This is a genomic window from Alteromonas sp. DY56-G5 (assembly GCF_041414725.1).
Classification (GTDB): Bacteria; Pseudomonadota; Gammaproteobacteria; order Enterobacterales; family Alteromonadaceae; genus Alteromonas; species Alteromonas macleodii.
The window spans coordinates 14,790-35,713 of sequence record NZ_JANHZQ010000012.1; the positions used below are offsets into that span (position 1 = coordinate 14,790).

At 43.9% G+C, this 20,924-nt stretch carries 14 protein-coding genes; 6 read left to right on the forward strand and 8 right to left on the reverse strand.

Annotation, left to right across the window (positions count from 1 at the left end):
* The first annotated feature begins 169 nt into the window (after window positions 1–169).
* Complete coding sequence (locus tag NO989_RS08105) at window positions 170–1,150, forward strand: LysR family transcriptional regulator (RefSeq protein ID WP_371342359.1); 981 nt, start codon at window positions 170–172, stop codon at window positions 1,148–1,150.
* Between the two features lie 80 nt (window positions 1,151–1,230).
* Here NO989_RS08105 and NO989_RS08110 read toward each other — a convergent pair whose 3' ends face one another.
* Complete coding sequence (locus NO989_RS08110) at window positions 1,231–1,941, reverse strand: endonuclease/exonuclease/phosphatase family protein (RefSeq protein WP_014949486.1); 711 nt, start codon at window positions 1,939–1,941, stop codon at window positions 1,231–1,233.
* Complete coding sequence (locus NO989_RS08115) at window positions 1,929–4,145, reverse strand: VTT domain-containing protein (protein ID WP_371342360.1); 2,217 nt, start codon at window positions 4,143–4,145, stop codon at window positions 1,929–1,931. Before NO989_RS08115 ends, NO989_RS08110 begins: the two co-directional genes overlap by 13 nt.
* 253 nt (window positions 4,146–4,398) lie before the next feature.
* Between NO989_RS08115 and NO989_RS08120 the strand changes: the two genes are divergently transcribed.
* A complete protein-coding gene (locus NO989_RS08120; protein WP_110288092.1) occupies window positions 4,399–6,141 on the forward strand; it encodes a PAS domain S-box protein in 1,743 nt (580 codons plus the stop codon).
* Window positions 6,142–6,225: 84 nt separating this feature from the next.
* Here the strand turns inward: NO989_RS08120 and NO989_RS08125 are convergent, their stop codons facing one another.
* A complete protein-coding gene (locus NO989_RS08125) occupies window positions 6,226–6,822 on the reverse strand; it encodes a porin family protein (RefSeq protein WP_371342361.1) in 597 nt (198 codons plus the stop codon).
* A gap of 514 nt (window positions 6,823–7,336) precedes the next feature.
* Between NO989_RS08125 and katG the strand changes: the two genes are divergently transcribed.
* Together katG and NO989_RS08135 are read left to right on the forward strand one after the other, a co-directional pair.
* Window positions 7,337–9,637, forward strand: coding sequence for a catalase/peroxidase HPI (katG, locus tag NO989_RS08130; RefSeq protein WP_014977393.1), 2,301 nt, complete (start codon window positions 7,337–7,339; stop codon window positions 9,635–9,637).
* A 212-nt stretch (window positions 9,638–9,849) separates the two neighbouring features.
* Complete coding sequence (locus NO989_RS08135) at window positions 9,850–10,335, forward strand: hypothetical protein (protein ID WP_371342362.1); 486 nt, start codon at window positions 9,850–9,852, stop codon at window positions 10,333–10,335.
* Window positions 10,336–10,383: 48 nt separating this feature from the next.
* Here NO989_RS08135 and NO989_RS08140 read toward each other — a convergent pair whose 3' ends face one another.
* A complete protein-coding gene (locus tag NO989_RS08140) occupies window positions 10,384–11,709 on the reverse strand; it encodes a mechanosensitive ion channel family protein (protein ID WP_075176721.1) in 1,326 nt (441 codons plus the stop codon).
* Window positions 11,710–12,430: 721 nt separating this feature from the next.
* Here NO989_RS08140 and NO989_RS08145 point away from each other — a divergent pair.
* Window positions 12,431–13,882, forward strand: a complete 1,452-nt coding sequence (locus NO989_RS08145) for a DEAD/DEAH box helicase (protein ID WP_014977390.1) — start codon at window positions 12,431–12,433, stop codon at window positions 13,880–13,882.
* Window positions 13,883–14,062: 180 nt separating this feature from the next.
* On the opposite strand, the gene NO989_RS08150 is transcribed toward NO989_RS08145, so the two are convergent.
* The 4 genes from NO989_RS08150 to NO989_RS08165 form a co-directional block, all read right to left on the reverse strand.
* On the reverse strand, window positions 14,063–14,881 hold the full coding sequence (locus NO989_RS08150) for a thioredoxin family protein (protein WP_014977389.1): 819 nt from the start codon (window positions 14,879–14,881) through the stop codon (window positions 14,063–14,065).
* A gap of 83 nt (window positions 14,882–14,964) precedes the next feature.
* A complete protein-coding gene (locus NO989_RS08155) occupies window positions 14,965–16,530 on the reverse strand; it encodes an ATP-binding protein (RefSeq protein WP_371342363.1) in 1,566 nt (521 codons plus the stop codon).
* Complete coding sequence (locus NO989_RS08160; protein ID WP_039225936.1) at window positions 16,530–17,186, reverse strand: response regulator transcription factor; 657 nt, start codon at window positions 17,184–17,186, stop codon at window positions 16,530–16,532. The genes NO989_RS08155 and NO989_RS08160 overlap by 1 nt, the downstream gene beginning before the upstream one ends.
* 208 nt (window positions 17,187–17,394) lie before the next feature.
* Window positions 17,395–19,914 (reverse strand): S8 family serine peptidase, encoded by a 2,520-nt coding sequence (locus NO989_RS08165; protein ID WP_014950703.1) that lies wholly within the window; start codon window positions 19,912–19,914, stop codon window positions 17,395–17,397.
* 480 nt (window positions 19,915–20,394) lie between these two features.
* Here NO989_RS08165 and NO989_RS08170 point away from each other — a divergent pair, with 480 nt between their 5' ends.
* Window positions 20,395–20,907 (forward strand): hypothetical protein, encoded by a 513-nt coding sequence (locus NO989_RS08170; RefSeq protein ID WP_014980268.1) that lies wholly within the window; start codon window positions 20,395–20,397, stop codon window positions 20,905–20,907.
* Window positions 20,908–20,924: the final 17 nt, after the last annotated feature.

Here is a 20,924-nt window from a genome sequence, read left to right on the forward strand (position 1 = left end):
AATGCTATTAGACTTAAGTATGGAGGAAGACAAGATTTTCATGCCCCACTGCTTTTAGCCCATTTTTACAATTTTGCTTCATATAACTTAATGGAATGGCATATTCGTTGCTGCCGTCTTCATTAAACCGTTCCCGTTCTAGAACTCACCACCTTTGTAAGGAGGGCAAGTGCATTCAAAACAGCTGCATTATTTTGTTATGACTGTGCGTAAGGGTAGTATTGCTGCGGCAGCGAGAGCATTGGATATCGCTCAACCCGCCATTAGTCAGCAGTTAGCAAGTTTAGAAAGAGAGATGAAAGCGACGCTGCTTGAAAGAAGTTTTTCGGGAGTAAACCTAACATCGGCGGGCGAAGTTTTTTATAAACATGCATTAAAGCTGCTAACCGAAATAGACAACGTTAAGGCCGCATTGGAAGCCTTTCAAACTGGACAAAAGAAGGTAGTAAAAATAGGAATGCTACCGTCAATCGGCAATGTGCTTTCTTTACCGCTGCTCACGGAGATAACGGCGAACCATAAAGGGCTCAAAGTCGAAATCAGCACTGGACCGTCTTACACCATTAATGATTGGCTTGAGTCAAAGCAGGTGGATGTTGCGCTTACTTATCAGCAAGCTGTCGACCCTAAATTCATGCGAGTCACACCGCTAATTCAAGAAGATCTTCATTTGGTTTTTTCTGCCTCCTCATCGTGTGAACAATACGCCAAGCTTCGAGATAGAACGACGATCCGTTTTTGGGAAATCAGTGAATTACCTTTGCTGTCACCGGGTAACAAAGATGCATTGGGTCAACTAATTGCTGACTATGAAAAAGCAACGGGCGTTAGTTTGCAGCACGATTTGGCTTATTCTGGACAACTCATGACTGGCCTTAGGCAAGTTATGCAGGGAGAAGGCGTGATGATCCTTCCTACATCAGCTATTTTTCATTTAAAGGAGTCTGGTCTAGTTTCATCACTGAAAATAACACAGCCAGAAATGCAGCGTACTGTACTCGCTGCGACAAACAAAAGTGCCAAGACGCTACTAGATAGCAGTCCGATCATTGATATTCTCAGAAAAGTAGTGGCTCAAGAAAACGCACTGAAACACTGGTGCGGTACGTTAGAATTTGCCGCTTCATCGTTAATAGCGCAACCTGCATAGCACTATGCCAACACAAGATAATGCTAAATCTCGCGTACGACGAGAATAATGCAACCCGTTAAGTGCAAAAGAGCACTGGGTTAGTCGTTCTGGGGCAGTTCAATATCAACAAGTACAGGTAAATGATCTGACAAGATTCGAGTTTTCGCATTTTTTAATTTTCTGCACGCTTTTACCTTGATGTCGTCAGACACCCATACTCTATCAAGTGCAAATACAGGAAAGTGGCTTGGAAATGTTGCCCCCACTTTTTGCTGTAATAGCAATTCGTTAAGTGCTTTAAACGCTTTTGAGAAAAACTGCCACTCGTTGAAATCACCGGCTAGAACTAGAGGGATTTGCTTCTCTTTCATCTTCAAAGAAAGGTGCTCATGAAGCAAAGAAAACTGTGAGCGACGTTCTAGCTTCTTAAGCCCCTTATGGGTATTCACCACCGTAAGGGGGGTCTTCTCTGTCTTGAGCTCTACAATCTGAACATTTCTAGGCTGTCGCCCGTTTTGGCTGACATCCAGTGTATCGTGCGCTAATACGTCAAAGCGAGTTAGGATGGCGTTGCCATACCAGCCATCAGATTCCCTAATGGCTGGTGATGGAATGAGCTTAAACGTGTTTTCAGCGCAGATATCTTTAACGTCCTGTGCTGTACTTCGCTCAGAGGGACGAGTATCCATTTCTTGCAGCAGCACCACGTCGGCGCCACTGTTTGCCAAGAATTGCCCTATGCGTTTGTAATCGTGCTTTTTGTCTCTACCTATTCCGCTGTGAATGTTGTAGGTCACTATGCGGCACATTTCTCTACCTCATCTTTGTCACTATTATCACTGGCAGTATCTTGATTCCCCGACTCCTTCCGAGCTTGGTAGTAGCGGGCAAATTTTTGCGAGCCCCAAATCATAAGGCCCCATAAAACGATACCGCCAACTAAATAGCTAATGGTTTCCACAGAAGGGTTTTGCCAAATTTGTGCTATCGAATCACCCACAAGCCCTTTCGCAATCATGGGCGGGAACATGCCTAAAAATGTCCCTACTAAAAACTGGAAAATGCCAATAGATGAGATACCCGCTACCAAATTCACCAAACTAAAGGGCGCTACAGGCAACATTCGAATGGCCGCGACGCCAACGATACCGCTACGCTTTAGTTTTTCATCAACGGCAGCTACCTTTGGACCACCAATTTTTCTAAGCCCCGCGTTGCCAGATAGCTTGCCTATTCCAAACATGATTGCAGAGCTCATTAGTGCTCCCATGATGCCGTAGATGGGCCCCCATATAGGGCCAAAAATAGCAGCCACAGCAAGTGACAGTACTGTGACCGGGAAGAATAAAACGCCGCCGACCACATAAACCAGCAACACGGTAGGCAGAGCAAAGTAGGTTCCACGACTTTTCTCTAGAAAGGCGTTAATGCTGTCGGAACTTAACCATGGTATGGACTGGCTAGCCCAAAACATAAGCCCGCCAAGAACAGCAATGATGGCAAGACCAATCAAAATCATAATACTGCGACGTCTTGGGTTACGTGCAGGCATAGCAGCTCCATCAAAGGTTGGCACTGAAATAAGGGGTTCTTCAGGGTCAGATAACGCTCTGAACACATTCTTAACGGATTGTTCGGTAAACACCTCATCGCGAACTTCGGTAAGTACGTAGCCGTGTGCTATCTGATCCTGCATTAATGCTTCAACCGGATATTCATTGTTGAATAACGCTGGCATTGCATCAATATCGCGTCCCGTGTGCTCTGCGAGTAAGTCGTTTCTCACTTGCTCAATACACGCCTGATTGTCCTTAGTGTTACCGAACAACACCGTGTCGATTTCGGTGTCTAGCGTCATTGAGCGATTACTCAAGTTTGATGACCCGATAACAAGGTATTTGTTATCGATGGTCATCACTTTGGAGTGGATGCGCTTGTATGCCTTGCGGCCTTGCATGTCTTCAATTGAAGAATAAGTCAGTTTTACTCGCTTAGGGTCAACCCCTTTTTCTAAAATTTCCTTGAATTCTATGCGGCTTGCCCAAAATGCTTCGCACTCAAACTTACCTTTTGGCTCGTAGGAACTTACGATAATGACCGAAAGATTAGGTTTCAGTTTGAGCTGCTTATTCAGCGCTTCAGCGATCTCCTGACGCGTTGTAAATTGATTCTCAATGTAGATTACAGACTCTGCTTCACCGATAAGATCAAGCAGCATATGACGTACCTCTTGAGCAGGCTCGACCTCATCCATAAATGGAATTGTTCTGGCAAGTGCACACTCTACGTCTTCAAAAAGGGGAGGATAATCTTGTGGCCAAGCATCAGGCAACGGGGCATTTTCATCAATGCGCGCGTCCTTGCGGATATCAATAGGTGAAGAGTCAGCAACACGCTGCCACCTCCATCGAACTAATTTTGAAAAGTCGGCTACTACGGGTCCACTTGATACCATTTGCACATCATGAAGAGGACCATACTCCCCATCAGGCCCATCACGCTCTTCTGAAACTACGGGATGGTCACGGGTATCCCAGCGGTTAGTGGATACATCCATTCCACCTGAGAATACGAGTTCATCATCGATAACCACAATTTTTTGGTGCTGACTTCCGCCCATCGGAATCGTGTCATCGAGCTCGGTTTGCACATTGTCTGGCGTTTTTTCTTCCCACACTTCCTTTGCCCACATTTCGCGCTGCGCGAAAAAGGCTAGCGATGAGTCCCAACGTAGCAGGTAAATTTTAATGTCAGGGTTTTGCTCAGCTTTCCACTTAAGTAAATCACTTATTACGCTCGGCGCTTCACTGTTCGCTTCGTCGTCGCCTCGCAGCAAACGAATGCGGCTATCTATGTCCCATCCAACGATGAAGATACTGTGCTTAGCTTTAACGATAGAGCTGTGCAAGGCTTTATAATAGTTTCCGCAATCTATCAAAGGTGTAGAAAAGCGAGCCTTGCTCTCTACCCAACAGTTTTGACCGGGTTGAAATACACTCTTTCCTGATTGCATGTGACGTTTCCTATTTATTCATTTTTCACTATTTGTATTCTGTTGCAGAATTTGTACCTCTATAAAACGAAAGAACGATAAATATAAGTAAATGATTTTTATCGATAATTAGAGTTTTTGAGCTCGTGTGTAAGATGTATCAGCTCGTAATGTGTAATATTTTCACTGTGAAACGAGTTTAATATTCACAGTTGGAAAAACAGGGAAAGATCTTCTATATAACTTAAAAAATTTAATGAGAAGGTCTAGATAAATGAAGTTTTTTTCAAAGGAAAATGCGGCGAAACAGGCGCTTGCTCAATCAATCTTGGCTGTAGTTACCATAGATGAAAAAAACAACATTACGTTTTACAACGATGCCGCTCAAAAGTTATGGGGCTATACGCCAAACGAGGTACTAGGCAAAAATATCAAACTATTGGTTCCCCACGAACACAAAGCAAATCACGACAATTACGTTAATTCTCATCGACAAACAAATGTTAATAAAATCGTTGGCAGCTCGCGAGAAGTCGAATTAGAAACAAAAAGTGGGGAGCGAATTTGGGTTCAGCTTGCTTTATCTCAGGTTATTGTTGCAGGAAAGAAGCACTACACCGCTTTCGTTCGAGACGTTACAGAAGAGCGAGAGTCTCGCGAAATAGTGGAGCAAACATTAGAGCAAGCGTTAGATGCTGTGGTGTGTATCGATGAAAACAACAACGTAACCTTGTTCAACGCATCCGCTGAGAAGCTATGGGGATACACAAGAGATGAAGTAATTGGCCAAAATGTGAAGATGTTAGTGCCTCAGGCGATTCAAGCGAACCACGATAACTATGTCAACGCAAATAGAGAAACAGGCCAAGACAAAATTGTCGGAACCAGCCGCGAAGTTAAAGTGGAGCGGAAAGACGGTAAAAGCCTGTGGGGCAGGCTGTCTTTGTCTAAAGTAAGGCTGGCTGACCGAACCCTCTACACAGCATTTATTAAAGATGTAACAGAAGAAGTAGAGCAGCGAGAGTTACAACGTATGCTTTCGCTGGTTGCCAACGAAACAGACAACGCCGTTATTATATCTGATGCAGATGGTCTCATAGAGTACGTTAATAACGGGTTTTACCGGTTGACGGGGTGGGAGCTGGACGAAGTAAAAGGTAAGAAACCTGGATCATTTTTACAAGGTGAGGAAACCGATCAACGTACTGTGGATGTGATACGACAAAAAATTAAAAACCGCGAAGCATTTTATGATGAAATTCTTAACTATAGAAAGGACGGTACACCTTACTGGACTTCACTATCAATAAACCCCGTTTTCAAAGAAGAAAAACTCGTTAACTTTATCGCGGTTCAGGCTGATATTACTCGTGTTAAGCAAATGGCTTTAGATTTTACTAACAAATTAAAAGCTATAGGCAGTGCACTTGTTCTTCTTGAAATGAAGCCTAATGGTGAAGTCGTTGAGGCAAACAAACTACTACGCGACACATTGAACGGGGTAATGAGCTCTGAATCATTTGCAGATGAGGTAATGAATAGTCTTTCTGCAGAGGACAAGTCTACTCTAGAGAGCGCTGGTTTTGTTTCAAAAATTACTGAGTTTCAAGTGGCTGGGCGTTATCTTGCCTTTGACGCGAGAATCAGCGCACTTAAGAACTTTAACGGGCAAGTAACACGTTATGTCTTTTTTGCCGTTAATATCACCTCTAGAAAACAAGCGGTTAACGATACTCAAGATTCTATGAAAGAGCTACTGGTTACCAGCCAGACTATAAGTAATATAGTGGGCACAATTAATTCTATTTCTGAGCAAACTAATTTGCTAGCGCTAAATGCAGCGATAGAAGCGGCACGAGCAGGTGAAATGGGAAGAGGGTTTGCGGTTGTGGCTGATGAAGTACGAACGTTAGCAGGTAACTCCCAGTCCTCATCCAATGAAATTGACAACTTAGTTAAAACGACAGTGTCAAAAATTGAGGAACTGGCGCAGCTCATCCAGAAAATAGACGGGTAGCAAAAAGTAAAAAGCCTTGGCTGTGTTGCCAAGGCTTTAGCATTCTCATTAAGTCACGTTGTTAAACGTGAGGCAACAAATGTCTTAGAAACGATACTCAACACCAATACTGGCTTGCTTAAGATCGGTTTCAAAATCGGTGTCGTCGATGTCATCAAACGCTTCGTCTGCATCAAGCTCTGTATCATAAACAGTGTACTCGGCGTTTACTAAAAAGTTACTAGTAATCGCGTAGCTTAGACCTGCGCCTACAAACAAGCTTTCGTCATCGTTATCACGTGAAACGCCAGCAAAGTTATACTCGGTTTCTGACCAAAGTTGACCTGCTTTCGCGTAGAGAGAAAAACGCTCTGTTAATGGAAGAATACCCTTGATCGCCGCTGTGTAGCCGTCTGTTTCAGCCCCTGCAAGGTCGTTACCGTAATCACCAAAATCGATGTAACCACCTTCAATTGCAATCCACTCATTGAATTTATATCCAACAAGGCCTTGCCAAACATCTTTGTCATCGTCAAAGTCATCTTCACCTTCAACGCGTAGGTAACCGTAATTACCACCGACATAAAAACCACTGTCTTTTGCTTCAATTTGATTTGATTGAGCATGCGCACTGAATGAAGCCATAGCACTGATAGAGGCAACAGCTGCAAGTCCGGTAAGTGTCTTAAGTGTGTTTTTCATAAGTTCATCCTCATTACTTCTTTAACATTCCATCGACTTCTTATCTGAAGTTAATGCGTCTTTAATTGCATCATCTCTGTATCAATTGCTGTGCCATGGTAGAAATTGCAGAATGTATTTCAATTAGATGAAAACTTTACATAAACCGACACTTTTTAGTTGGTTATTTAGCCGCTTATAGAAAGTATGGAAAAGTTTCACTCTTCAAGAAGCGAAAAAATTTCCCAATCTCTGAAAGAGATTCACAGATCTAGCTCATTTTCCGCATTACATAATTCTACTGAGCGACAGTCGTTTACGTCATAAAGTGAACTGGGTTTTTAAGATATTGAAATTAATCAACTTTTCATTGATTGGATTTTCTAATCAGTTGAATTCATTTTATCAACTGTAAATATTCTCTAAGCCTGTCTATCTTTTAACTGCTTATGAGGTAAACAAAATGTTAACAAATTAGTGGTGTGATTCGCACTCACGCTTTGGTAACTACAACAAACTCAGACGGGAAAAGACCATGACTATAAACAGGTTTAAAAAAACCACAGTATCAGTACTTGTTGCCTTATCGCTTGGTGCAACAGGGGCTATTGCCAACGATCAAATTAGTAAGCCTGCGGGTGCTAAAGGCACGGGCACTGCTAAAGCTTTTCAAGCGAAAAATAATCAATTTTGGTGGCCTGATCAGCTCGATCTCTCTCCGTTAAGAGATCACGATAATCGCTCAAACCCACTAGGTGATGATTTCAGTTATGCAAAGGCATTCGCTAAGCTAGATCTCGACCAAGTAAAAAAAGATGTTAATGAGCTACTCACTACTTCTCAAGATTGGTGGCCGGCCGACTTCGGAAATTATGGTCCTTTCTTCATTCGACTTTCATGGCACAGTGCAGGTACCTATCGTACGCTAGATGGTCGTGGCGGTGGTGACGGTGGTCAAATGCGTTTTGATCCGCTGAACAGCTGGCCAGACAACGGAAACCTTGATAAAGCGCGTCGCTTGCTTTGGCCTATTAAGCAAAAGTACGGTGAAAGTTTATCTTGGGGCGACTTAATGATCCTTGCGGGTACTGTAGGCATGGAGAACATGGGCTTTGACACCTATGGATTTGCGGGTGGTCGTACCGACGACTGGGAACCTGACATGGTTTATTGGGGCCCAGAAGTGGAAATGCTTGCGAGCGATCGTGAAGAGCGCGACGGTAAGCTTCAGCGCCCGTTGGGGGCAACGCACATGGGCTTGATCTATGTTAACCCTGAAGGCCCTAAAGGTGTGCCTGATCCGATGGGATCTGCGAAAAATATTCGCACTGCATTTGGCCGTATGGCGATGAATGATGAAGAGACCGTTGCGCTAATAGCGGGTGGTCATACATTTGGAAAAATGCACGGCGCACACAAGCCTGCTGATTGTTTAGAAGCTGAGCCAGGCGGTGCAGGCTTAGAAGAGCAGGGACTAGGTTGGAAGAACAATTGCGGGAAAGGCAATGCAGAAGACACAGTAACGAGCGGTTTGGAAGGTGCTTGGACACAGCTACCTACTAAATGGACGAGCCTATATCTTCAAAACTTATTGGGCTTTGAGTGGAAGCAAACTCGCAGTCCTGCTGGCGCTATCCAGTGGATCCCTACCGATGAATCGCTTCATAAATCAGTACCAGATGCGCACGTAGAAGGTAAGAAAAATCCTCCTGTGATGACTACAGCTGACTTGGCGCTTAAGTATGATCCAGAGTATCGAAAAATTGCCGAGCGCTTCTTAGCGGATCCTAAAGAGTATCAAACGGCGTTTGCCAAAGCGTGGTTCAAGCTAACTCACCGCGATATGGGTCCTAAGGCACGTTACTTGGGTAACGATATCCCAGAAGAGAACTTCATCTGGCAAGATCCAGTGCCTAAAGCTGACTATAAAGCGATCTCTGATAAAGACGTTAAGAAACTTAAAGCTGACATCTTAGACAGTGGTTTAACCGTTCAGCAACTTGTGAAAACAGCATGGGCGGCAGCGTCTAGCTTCCGAGCATCTGATTTACGCGGTGGAGCGAATGGTGCTCGTATTGCCCTTGAACCGCAAATGAATTGGGAAGCCAATGAGCCTGAAACCGTTCAAGCCGTTGTTTCTAAGCTTAAAGAGATGCAAGAAGACTACAATTCACGCATGTTTTCTAAGAAGAAAGTGTCTCTTGCTGACCTCATTGTGATTGGCGGCGCGGCAGCAATTGAAAAAGCAGCGGCAGATGCTGGCGTCAAGGTTACTGTGCCAGTGGTTCCTGGTAGAACTGATGCTACCCAAGAGCAAACAGACGTTAATTCGTTTTCATTGTTAGAGCCAACAGCCGATGCGTTTAGAAACTATTACAACGCAGAAGCTAGCTATCGTTCGCCAACCGACATGCTGGTAGACAAAGCCGATCAGCTTAATCTAACGGTACCAGAAATGACTGTTTTGCTTGGTGGTCTGCGTTCATTGGGAGCAAATACAGGTGGCACTAGCCACGGTGTATTTACTGACAAAGTAGGCACGCTTAACAACGATTTCTTCGTAACGCTTCTTGATATGGGCGTTAAGTGGAGAAAAACAGATAACCCGTCGGTATATGAAGGTGTAAACAGAACTACTGGTGAAGTTATGTATACAGGTACGCCTGTAGACCTGGTCTTTGGATCAAACAGTGAGCTGCGTGCAGTGGCCGAAGTTTATGCCTACGACAACGCGAAAAGCCGTTTTGTTAAAGACTTCGTCGACGCTTGGACCAAAGTGATGACGCTAGACCGTTTCGATTTACGTCACGATCTAAACGCCAGCTTGGGTAAATAGATGCGGTATAACTGCTATCGCGAATTAGCTTAACAACTAATTCTCAATAGACATAAAAACTAAAAGGGCGCTTCCGCGCCCTTTTTAATTGATTTCTATTAGTTGTGTTATGAATTCTTAATGTGATTAAAACGACCGCGAGACCATCGCAAACCCATCTTTAATTCGATACACTGAACCTTTATTTTTCGCTTCTATAGACAATTACCACAATGGCTAGTCTTCAACGAACGTTGGTCAATTTAGAAATGCTAAGCGACGATATTAATGCACTTCACGTCGATGCACTTAATACGCATGCCCACATTAAGCTTTTACACAATGTGTTGAATGAGCTAAAGAACGCCGAGCAATTTGTTGCCTTAGAAACAGAGGCCAGTTTCCAAATGTCGTTATCCGGCTCACTGTTTGAGAACATATTTGAGCGAAAGCGTATGGTGGGTGTTTACATAAAGCTGGTGGGCTATGTGATTACAGCGTGGGAAGCGACCAATAAAGCGAATGCAATCATCAGTGAAAACTTCGATTCAAGTGCCGATAAGCGATTGGAGTTACTGCAGGTAAAAGCAATAAAAGCCAAATCTCAATTAAAAACTGTAGCATCAGCGATGGGCAAAGAAGACTATGCAAAGTTTGTCCAGACGTTAGGTCTGTCTGCCCAAGAGTGGCAATGGGATACACTTCGCGCTAGGTTTTAGCCAGCGCGAAGGTATGACCGAAAGCGCTCATGTCATGAGCGAATATAGCTACGGTGTGGTATTTCGAATACCAATGCCTTGTTCGTTGATAACCCTTACTTCGCGTTGAGGGAACGGTATTTCAATGTTGTGCTCGCGTAATGTTTCAAACACAGTAAGCAGCAAATCGCCACCCACGCGGTTTTTACCATCGTCCACACCTTCCATCCAAAACTCAACGAACATGTTAACGCCAGAGTCGCCAAAGCTATCTATTTCACAGTCAGGCAGCTCTTCAAATGGAACATCATCGCCACTGATCACCTGCGGATGTTCCGATACCGCCTCTTTAATAATCTCTACCATCGCGCGGATATCAGTTTTATAGGCGACAGAAAAGTCGATGCGGTAACGTTGTTTTTGGTTTTTGTGTGTCCAGTTTATTAGCAAGGAGCTGATAAACTTTTCGTTAGGCACCAGTACATCTTTACCGTCATATGTCTCTAATACGGCATAGCGCATTTTAAATTCTCTGACGATACCTTTCTGCCCGTCTTCCAATTCAACGTAATCGCCTACGGTCAACGATTTATCTAACAGAATAATGATGCCCGAAATGAAGTTTGATGCGATGGACTGCAGACCTAAGCCTAAACCCACACCTACTGCACCTCCGAACACGGCTAATGCGGTAAGATTAATTCCCATGACGTTAAGCAATAAAAGAAACACCACACAGAACAGGGCAACTTCAAACAGCTTTGCGAACACTTCTTTGGTAGAAACGTCGAGCGACTTATGGTTTCGAATAATATCTTGACCAATGGCGTTCGAGCTGCGGCCTAGCCAGAACAGCAAGCCACCAAACAATAGCACTCTTGTTACGCCATACGCTGATATTTCAACATTGCCGACTGATATTGCCATTGACTCCAATGCTGAAGTTATCAGCGGAAGCACGCCAACTAAGTGTAAAAATAGGATAGGTAAACCCACCCATCGCATAAACGCTGCAATGGTGTTGTTTTCGACAAAACCAGTAATCAAGGAATTAACAAACAGCATTAGTGCTACAACAACGGCTATTTCCAATAGCCATGCATCAAACTGAAATTGCGCCCCCAACACGGTAGTAAGCTTTAGCATACTGATGGTGATAAGCGGGAATAGTGCCTCACCCAGATTGTATAAAAAGCCGTGCATAGTATGTGCGCCTTGCTGTGGCTTTTCTCGGGTAAACTTAAATGGCTTTTTTACTTGTCGTGCAAGCAAAAACGCAACGCAATAAATAATTGCGATTGTTGTAAGCTGGATAACAAAGCTATCAGACATCACCGATGCTTTGACTAAAGCCAACTTTTCCTCAAAGTGCTGGGTTAAACTATCAACATTCATGTTTTCTACTTCACTTGTTTGCCACACTGCAGCAGCGTGGATGTAATTTGAGCGTGGAATAACTGCGCGCTTTTTATCTGTTATAACAAATATGGTAAAGCTTTTTTTATCTATCCAACAGAAATTGGCTATCAAGTTGTCTTTAATTTCAAAGGTTTTGAGGTGTTTTTACGTAGAAGAGCCCTGTTTAACTTGTTTTTTAACGCACACTTGTAAAAGCTAAATGTCTTAAGGTATTGATAAATAAAATTAAACTCTGTTACTTGATAAGTTTACGTTTCTAGGTCGAAAAATTCGTATTAAATAGATATTTATCGTTTTGATAAAAATATAAATATAACAATATCTCTCCTAAAAATGAGGGAAGACGGTACGGTATAAGACCTTTCCCTTAGAGCGAAAAGCCGATGAAACTTCCCTTGCTGTTATGCTATGTAAATCGGAACTTATTAAGTTAAACGTCAGACAGGCTTAACTAGATTTTGAACAAAAAATGCGCTGGTGGCTTTCGGCTTTTAGTGGTAGACTCCGCGCGCAATTTGTAAGAGTAAACACCTACGTTCTTTTCTTGATGTCAAACACCAATAAGCCAAGTTGGCAATGGCGTATCTCTTTAGGTTTTCCCAGTAATCTATAACCCCCACGGTTAGCAATAAAGCACTAACGCTTATACCTTTGCGGTATGCAATTTTTTATAAATACCTATGACAGGAGTTTATTAATGTCATTTACCCAATTAGGGCTCGCTGAACCCTTGTTAAAAGCTATTGAAAAACGAGGGTTTAGTACACCATCACCAATCCAGGAAAAGGCAATACCAGAAGTATTGCAAGGAAAGGATGTGTTGGCAGCTGCGCAAACGGGAACAGGGAAAACTGCAGGATTTGGACTTCCTATTTTACAGAGATTGATGGAAGGACAACCTGTATCTGGCAACAATGTTCGGGCACTTATCTTAACACCCACGCGAGAACTTGCTGCTCAGGTAGAAGAGAGCATCAGAGCGTTCAGCGAGTTTTTGCCATTAAAAACTGCCGTGGTATTTGGTGGTGTAGGGATTAATCCTCAAATGATGAAGCTGCGTAAAGGTGTGGATGTGTTAATTGCTACGCCTGGACGATTGCTTGACCTCTACCAGCAAAACGCTGTTAAGTTTTCTCAGCTTGAAGTGTTGGTATTGGATGAAGCCGACAGAATGCTTGATATGGGCTTTATTCACGACATTAAGAGAGTATTGAAGCTATTGCCACAAGAGCGTCAAAGCTTACTGTTTTCAGCCACGTTTTCTGATGAAATCACTGCGCTGGCGAAAACAATAACGCGCAACCCTGTGAGTATTTCAACCGCGCCAGCCAATACCACGGTAGAAGCGGTTCAGCAGCACTTAGTGACCATTGATAAATCTAAAAAGACGACCGCGCTTATTTGTCTGATCAAACAGCAGAAGTGGGAGCAGGTGTTAGTATTTAGCCGCACGAAACACGGTGCTAATCGTATTGCAGAAAAGCTAACTCGGTCAAAAATTCCAAGTGCCGCTATTCACGGTAATAAAAGCCAAGGAGCGAGAACTAAAGCGCTTGCTGACTTTAAAAATGGCGCAATTAAAGTGCTGGTAGCCACCGATATCGCAGCACGCGGCATCGACATTAGTGAATTGCCTATCGTTGTAAACCTAGACTTACCCAATACGGCAGCTGATTATGTTCACCGAATTGGTCGTACAGGGCGCGCAGGGGCTAGTGGACAGGCGTGGTCATTTGTATGTGCTGAAGAACTGCAAAACCTGAAAGATATTGAGACACTGATTCAAAAGCTGCTTCCTCGTGAAACGTTGGAAGGTTTCGAGCCTCAGCAAGCCGTGCCTGTTACCACGCTTTCTAAGCCTAAAAAGCCCAAGAAGCCGAAAAAGCCGAAAGCACCACAAGGTGAGAGCGGCAGCGAAGGTAAACGAAGTGGCGAGAATAAAAAGTCGGGTCAACGTCAAGGCAACCGTAGCGGAAATGGTAATCCGCGCGCAGGTAAACCGGATTCGCGCAACAATAGCGGTGGAAAGCCTGCAGGTCGAAGACGCTCAGGAAGTGAAGGAAGTGCCGCTAAACGACCAGCTAAGCGCAGAAGTAATCCGTCAAATAGCACCACTAATAATACGGCATCAAACAGGGCAAAAGCGTAAACAGTTGAACTGCGCTTCATAAAACCGAGTTTATTAAAAAAGGGCCGTTGGAAAGGCCCTTTTTAATGTCCGTATTCTTTGTCACAGTCCTTTAACTTAGCCCGCTAGGCTTGCAGCACTGTTTCGCGATTAAAAGGCTTCCATTTAGACCAAAATTCGTACACCAAAGGTCAACAGGCCCTAATTATGTTCCCACGAAAACGGATTGTAGTGTCGCAATGCTGGCGTGGTGTTGACTCCATTGCCATTCTCAGAATCTAACGTAAGCTCGGCGCGCTTTATCAGCGTTTTTTGCAGTTCAGTGCGAAACCCTTTGGTCTCTTTCCATAGCTCGTTAAGCCCTTGTGGGGTATTACCTTGTAAATCTAGCGCAAGTAGCGGACCGAGTTTGTCATAAGCGCTTTGTAATCTGAGTGCTTGCTCTTTATTGTAAGCTTCTTCTTCATCTGTCGCTTCCCAGTTAATAAACGGGGCTTTTTGCGCAGTTGTCATTGCAGGAAAGCGAGAGAAATACTGAATGTACTCCGATAAGGGAATGCTGTCAGCGCGCCCCCATATATCCATTGACGTTCTGTTTAACAATGCGCTGGTTTTAGGTTCAACCACCATTACTGTTGGTGTGGCGTAATAAATGGGGTAGTCAAATCGCTCGGTTATATTTCTTCTGTCTTCAAGTGTTCCCACATCAACAAATACGGTTTCATAATGAGCGCGTAGAATAAGGTCCATTTCCTTTGTCGCAAAACGCTCAGCTAAGCCAGTACTGTCGTGGCACCACTGAGCACCCAGTACAACCAAAAGTAATTTGCTTTGTTCCACAGCTCGCTGCTGTGCATTGACCACATCTTGATAGGGTGATGCAGACGGAGCGTAAGTGTAAGGACTTTCATTTTGAGTACTTACGCAGCCATTTAACGTGGTGAAAGTGGCAATTAGGACAGCAATGTTCAGGCACTGTCTAAAAAAACGGGCTCGGCGAGTAATGAAATTTTTTTGCATACGGTTATCAAAATAGTAGTTAAATCAACAGCAATGTAGCATAAAAAGGGTGCAGCGACGCACCTAAAACGCAGTGGAGTAACTTAAGCACTGTAGGGCAAAGTCAGGCAAACTCGGGTGCCTGTTGGTTTGTTCTGGGAAATATCAAACTCACCATTTATCAACTTTGCGCGTTCTCTCATCGACAGCAGGCCGAGTGTGGGTTCAGCGTTTGCTAAGTGGGCAAAATGCTCAGGGATGCCGCCGCCGTCGTCAGTGACGATAAACACGGCACTGTGTTGCGCATAGTTGATATCAATACTGAGCGACGTCGCATTGGCATATTTTATACTGTTTGTCACCGCTTCCTGCACAATGCGATAGATATGTATTTTCTGGTCTGAATCGAACGGTACTGGCGTGCCGCTAACGTTAAACGAATAGTCTATGTTTGCGCGCTTGAGCGTGGTAATAATCTCTGAACGTTGGATCACGCTTTCAATGGGAAGTGTATCAATACCGGACGGACGCAATCCCCCTAAGCTTTTCTTCATTGCGTGGTATAGAGCATCTATCTTATTGAGCATCATGTCGTTTTCGCTTTCTCTGCTATCTAGCGACAGTTGAAGTTTCAAATCGACTATGCGGTGACCAAAGTCGTCGTGTAAATCCCGCGATAAGCGCTTTCGTTCATCTTCTTGCACTACCACTAATTGACTGGCCAGTGCTTGAGCGCTTTGCACCGATACTTCAAGATCCTCGTTTTTCTTCGCAAGCTTCATATTCAGCAAGGTAGATTGGTTAATTGAAGCACCTAAAATGAGGCAACTTGTACATGATGCTAAGATGTAAAACTGATGCTCAATGGGAGGAAGTGCGCTCTGGCTTGCCACCACGAACGCAGTAATACCTATGAGTAAACACGAAAACGCACTGCCAACTATGGCATAGCGATACGATAAAAAGAGCGCGGGGAAAACCGCTAGATACTTAACTTGATAGCTGATGTTAATTTGTTGGGAGTAGGCATAGCTGCTCAGCATCAGCAAAACCAGCCAAGCGATTGTTGTAAGGTACAGTACTAAATGACTCTTAGGGATAGATGGCCGTTTATATAATGCGAAAAGAAAAGGACAAAGAACAACAATTCCTACAAAGTCACCCAATGAAAAATCAAACAAAATAGAAAGAAAAACCTCTATGCCTGTTTGCAGTTCAATAGCCCTTCTGCCCAAAAATACCGCCCCAAGAGCAACACTTATAAGAATACCAAAAGCCAACGTGGCAAGGGTGCTGGAAACATTGTCTATATAAGGTGCGCTAAAGCGACGTCTGAATAAATAAACGCAGGTGCAAATTACCGCAGGTGACAGCACTAAATGGACTAAGTACCAACCTATGGTTCCACTTAAAAACGCCGTGTTGTCGAGAATGCCACCGGGGTGAAATAAAATGAAGTGGGTTGATTTTTCTGCGATGAGTAGCAGTGGCCAGCTGTAAATTGGCAGTAGTAAAAACGCCGCCAGGCGAACTCCAGCAGGCAAATACCAGCTCACCGTACCTGAAATAATTTCGAATTGGGTGCTGAACAACCACACGCCGTGAAATAGCGCGGTATAACCTAATCCCATTAGTAAATAGGTAACGTTGAAATACCGCGTTAAATTCATCAATTTGCTTTGACTAGCGTGTCGTCGTAGATAACGTCAGAAACGTCGAGGTACCCAGTTTCTAACGCAATTCTAAGTAAACCAAATTGGGAGGTTACATTGAGTTTCTTGTAAATATTAGTTCTGTGAACCATCACTGTTTTCGGGGCAGTATCTATGTAGTAAGCAATCTGTTTTGGCTGGAATCCTTTTGCTAACAGTAAGAAAATTTCCTTTTCCCTTTCAGTAAGGATAGAGGTTAGCTGTTTATCACCGAAAGCTAACTTTTTACTAATATCTGTGCTTAGATAATTCTCGTCTTTTTCTAGAGACTCCAACGCGTCCATCAATTCTTTAGTGGCGGCATTCTTTGTAACGTAGCCATCGGCGCCGAGCTCAAGCGCTTTACTGATATAGCCAACATGATCATACATGCTCAGCATTAAGCACTTTATAAACGGCGCGTCTTTCTTGATTTTTACTAGCGTATCGAAACCACTTTCCTGTGCTAATGAGATATCTAGAATGGCAACGTCAATATCGTCTAACGTAGCGAAGGAGGGAAGAGCATCCAGAGAGCTTACTGCGTAAGAAACATGCCAGCCATACTCTTGCTCGATGAGTGTTTTAATGCCATCCCTTACAATTTCGTGATCGTCAATAATGAGTATGTGCATGAAAAAATGCTTATTATTTCTTAATGCATCAAGTGTACGTTGTATTTGGCTTATAGTGAATAAGCCGATGGCTTAGATTGGTGCTCTCTTTAATTCTCAGAATAAAAAAAGCCGGCCTATCCTTGGCCGGCAATTGCTTAACTCTTAACTGTTCAGCGTATCATTCGCCAACTGTCACGAAGAGCGCGTCAGCGATACGCAAACTACATTAAAGGTTTACAGACACTGGTGCAGAGCATGCAGAGGTTTCATCACAAACCATATAAGTATACTCACCAGGTTGAACGCCTCTGCTTCTGTCGCGATAACGTCCAGTGTTGCTTACTTCTTCAAGTAGCTCGCCGTTGCGATAAATCATTACAGTATCGGCCATCGAGCCACTATATGATAAATCTACGCGTAACGAACCGAATCGAGACAGCATAGCGCGGTCAATTTCTGCAACAATGTTGCTATCTGAAACTGATACGGTTTCTGTTGATACGCCAGTTTGGCCTTCAGAGTCGGTAACCGTAAGGGTTACGTCATAGGCGCCTGTGCTCGCGTAAACATGCGTTGGGTTCTCTTCCGTTGAAGTAGAGCCATCGCCAAAGTCCCAGCTATAGCTGACAATGTCGTCATTAACGTCGTTACTGTTATTAGTAAAGCTTACTGATAATCCTGAAGCGTCATAGGTAAACGCAGAGTTAGGCGGTGTTGGGCCTACTTCACCAATACCGGTCACCACAAGGCTCCATGTGTTAACAGTGCCGTTGTCACCGTTGAACGTATCAAGCACGTTCAAGGTCCAATCGCCTGTTGCTACTTCGCCGTTAAAGGCATCAGAGTTATAGCTCTCAACGATATCATCTGTAGCGCCACCTTGATTCTGACGAAGAACGGTGGTCGTACCCTGAGGAGAGGTCAGTGATAGTACGAGATCACCGCTATAGGTGTGTGTGATATTTACCGACGCCTGCATCCCGAATACGGTTAAGTCGTCAGGTACGTTAATCACTAGGTCCACGCCAACATCGTCTGGATCTTCTTCATTCGGTAACGTAGGTACAGCATCACCAGAATATGCGTAAGGGAATTCGTTTAGCCCTTGAGGGTAAACGTAAAGGTTCGCTGATTTAGATTTCTCAATATCACCGCTTACACCGTTAACCGTAAAGCTGTACGGACCCCAAGGCGTGTCTTCAGATGTCTCTACGGTCAGTGTTACCGTATCGCCAGGCATTGCCGAGCTTGCACTTAAAGATGCGATATCACTTGGCTCTGCAAGCGATAGCTGTACTTCTTCTTCGTAGCCAGCAATTGAACCAACTTCAATAGTGAAGGTGTAGGTCTCACCCGCTTCAATTTCAGCTGAACCAGGTGTAATGCCCAGTTTAAAACCTGGAGTTGGATCAGCTTCTTCAAGTGCGTTAAGTACATTTAGGCGGTTACCAGACACGGTGCGACCATCAGCCCATAGGCTAGTTTCACCTGTAGACATTAACAGCTCTTTCATTTCAGATGGCGTAAGTTCTGGGTTTAGCGACCACACAAGTGCTGCTGCACCCGCAACATGTGGTGTTGCCATTGACGTGCCTGAGTATGCCGCATAGCCGTTACCTGGTACTGTAGATAGGATAGCTGTACCCGGCGCCGCGATGTCTACGGTTTCAATACCGTATGAGTAGCCGCTGTCTCCGTCAGTACGAGTGTGGCTAGCAACTGCAAGCAGACTGTTTGTTGTAGTGACGTAGTTAGACGGGTAGTTATCTACGTTGTCGTTGTTTGAACCAGAGTTACCTGCCGCAGCAACAAACAAAATACCCGCTTGGCCAGCTTCTTCAATAGCAGTTTCTAGCGCTTCACTATAGCCGCCGCCACCCCAGCTGTTGTTGGTAGCTTTAATATTGATGCCGCGGTTCTCTTTAAGGTCGGTGAAGTAATCGATACATTCAATAGCGCCAGCGGTTGAACCGCCGTCAGGACCTAAGAATTTACATGCAGCGATTGACACGTCATGGTTTACACCGACTACGCCAATTCCGTTTCCGCCCACAGCGCCAATTGTCCCGGCCACATGCGTACCGTGAGAATCATCGTCCATAGGATCAGAATCGCCGTTAAAGGCATCGATACCGTAAACATCGTCAATATAACCGTTGCCATCATCATCAATACCGTTTCCAGCAATTTCACCTGGGTTAACCCATGCGTTATCTGCAAGATCTTCATGATTGTAGTCAACACCCGTATCGATAACGCCGATGACCACATCGCTATCACCGGTTGTAATATCCCATGCTTCTGGTGCGTCAATATCCACATCTGCAGTACCGCCGGCTTGACCGGTGTTATTCAAACCCCATAGGTCACCATAAGAAGGATCGTTAGGTACCAAGGCTTTGCGGTACAAGAAGTTTGGCTCGGCGATTTTAACCGCAGGATTTTTCTTTAAGATTTCTATGGCGTCTTTTACAGACTTGCCACGAAGTTCCAGTTTGGCAATGCGACCATTTAAAAGGTTAGAGAAGCGATCATCTACCTCATCACGGTTTGCGTCACTAATTCGTGCACCTACCGAAGAGCGAGCGCGCATCTTTTCCGCTTTGCTTACATTTTCTTTGTACACAACGATAACGCTATCGTCGAAAATTTCGGCTTTTGCGGCGTGTGCATGACTAGATACCATTAGCGGTAGAAGGGCTAATGACAGTGCTGAAAGGCCTGTTTTAAAAGGCTTTGTTTTCATAATTAGATTCCATAATTAGCAATAATGCTTTAATCACAGAACCTTCTCGTTCGGTCTGATATAACTAACGGTTAAAACTTATAACGCAAATTTAAAAACCTGCCACCCCTAACAGTAAAATTTGCTCAAAAATACTACTTAACCACTAGGAAAAAGTGAGAAGAGAAGCCCAAAGTGGTACTTAATTACTATGACTTTTGACAGGTAGTTAAGATCTCTATGTCTTAGGGGCGCGCTGTAGCAATACCCGTTAAAAGACCCTACAAAAACTAGGTGGTCTTACCAATAATTACTCGGTGCGTGAATTTTCGTCAAATCTAGCACTATGGTATTACCCATAATAAATAACTTGCTGATTTAACGTGTGCTAACTGTATTTGACCTGTAATAAATACAACTTATTGGTGATGGATTCTCGCCGTCTTAAGGAGTGTTATAGAGGGGTCACCTTTGTTGTTAATCAAGGAAGCAGTCGTTCTCATGGACAAGAAGCTAAAGGTTAAAAAGAGCCAATTTGCTAATAACGCTAAGGCATGTAGAGCCGTTGCGTTGGCAGCCATTACGGGGTGTAGTCTTCTAACCGTAAATCTTCCTGCTTATGCTCAACAGTCCGACTTATCAACAAGCTCAGACATGGTGGAATCTTCTCTTTCAATGAGTCTGAATGCTCAAGCTATAACGATAGACGATGAAACGGTCTTCATCGCTGTTAGTCAGTTTGGGCTAAATAACATAACTAACATTATCCAAAGCGGCAACGGCGCCAACCTATCGAATGTTGTTCAAAACGGCAGTAATAACGAAGCTCTTATCACTCAGCTGGGTGAGGGGAACGTGGTTAATTTATTGCAGCAAAACAACAATAACTATTTCGAGATTATTCAAGATGGGTTCGACAATGTAGCCAATGTTAATCAATTGGGTGAACAGTCTTTTACTGTTTACCAGATAGGGAACGAAATGGTGATTAACATCACACAATATCAAGAATGATGTGATTGCCATAGGGA

Bases quoted from the DNA above. Each gene is read 5' to 3' on its own strand.
- NO989_RS08110 (WP_014949486.1), bottom strand. From the start codon at position 1,941: ATGTGCCGCATAGTGACCTACAACATTCACAGCGGAATAGGTAGAGAC.
- NO989_RS08115 (WP_371342360.1), bottom strand. From the start codon at position 4,145: ATGCAATCAGGAAAGAGTGTATTTCAACCCGGTCAAAACTGTTGGGTA.
- NO989_RS08120 (WP_110288092.1), top strand. From the start codon at position 4,399: ATGAAGTTTTTTTCAAAGGAAAATGCGGCGAAACAGGCGCTTGCTCAA.
- NO989_RS08125 (WP_371342361.1), bottom strand. From the start codon at position 6,822: ATGAAAAACACACTTAAGACACTTACCGGACTTGCAGCTGTTGCCTCT.
- katG (WP_014977393.1), top strand. From the start codon at position 7,337: ATGACTATAAACAGGTTTAAAAAAACCACAGTATCAGTACTTGTTGCC.
- NO989_RS08135 (WP_371342362.1), top strand. From the start codon at position 9,850: ATGGCTAGTCTTCAACGAACGTTGGTCAATTTAGAAATGCTAAGCGAC.
- NO989_RS08140 (WP_075176721.1), bottom strand. From the start codon at position 11,709: ATGAATGTTGATAGTTTAACCCAGCACTTTGAGGAAAAGTTGGCTTTA.
- NO989_RS08145 (WP_014977390.1), top strand. From the start codon at position 12,431: ATGTCATTTACCCAATTAGGGCTCGCTGAACCCTTGTTAAAAGCTATT.
- NO989_RS08150 (WP_014977389.1), bottom strand. From the start codon at position 14,881: ATGCAAAAAAATTTCATTACTCGCCGAGCCCGTTTTTTTAGACAGTGC.
- NO989_RS08155 (WP_371342363.1), bottom strand. From the start codon at position 16,530: ATGAATTTAACGCGGTATTTCAACGTTACCTATTTACTAATGGGATTA.
- NO989_RS08160 (WP_039225936.1), bottom strand. From the start codon at position 17,186: ATGCACATACTCATTATTGACGATCACGAAATTGTAAGGGATGGCATT.
- NO989_RS08165 (WP_014950703.1), bottom strand. From the start codon at position 19,914: ATGAAAACAAAGCCTTTTAAAACAGGCCTTTCAGCACTGTCATTAGCC.
- NO989_RS08170 (WP_014980268.1), top strand. From the start codon at position 20,395: ATGGACAAGAAGCTAAAGGTTAAAAAGAGCCAATTTGCTAATAACGCT.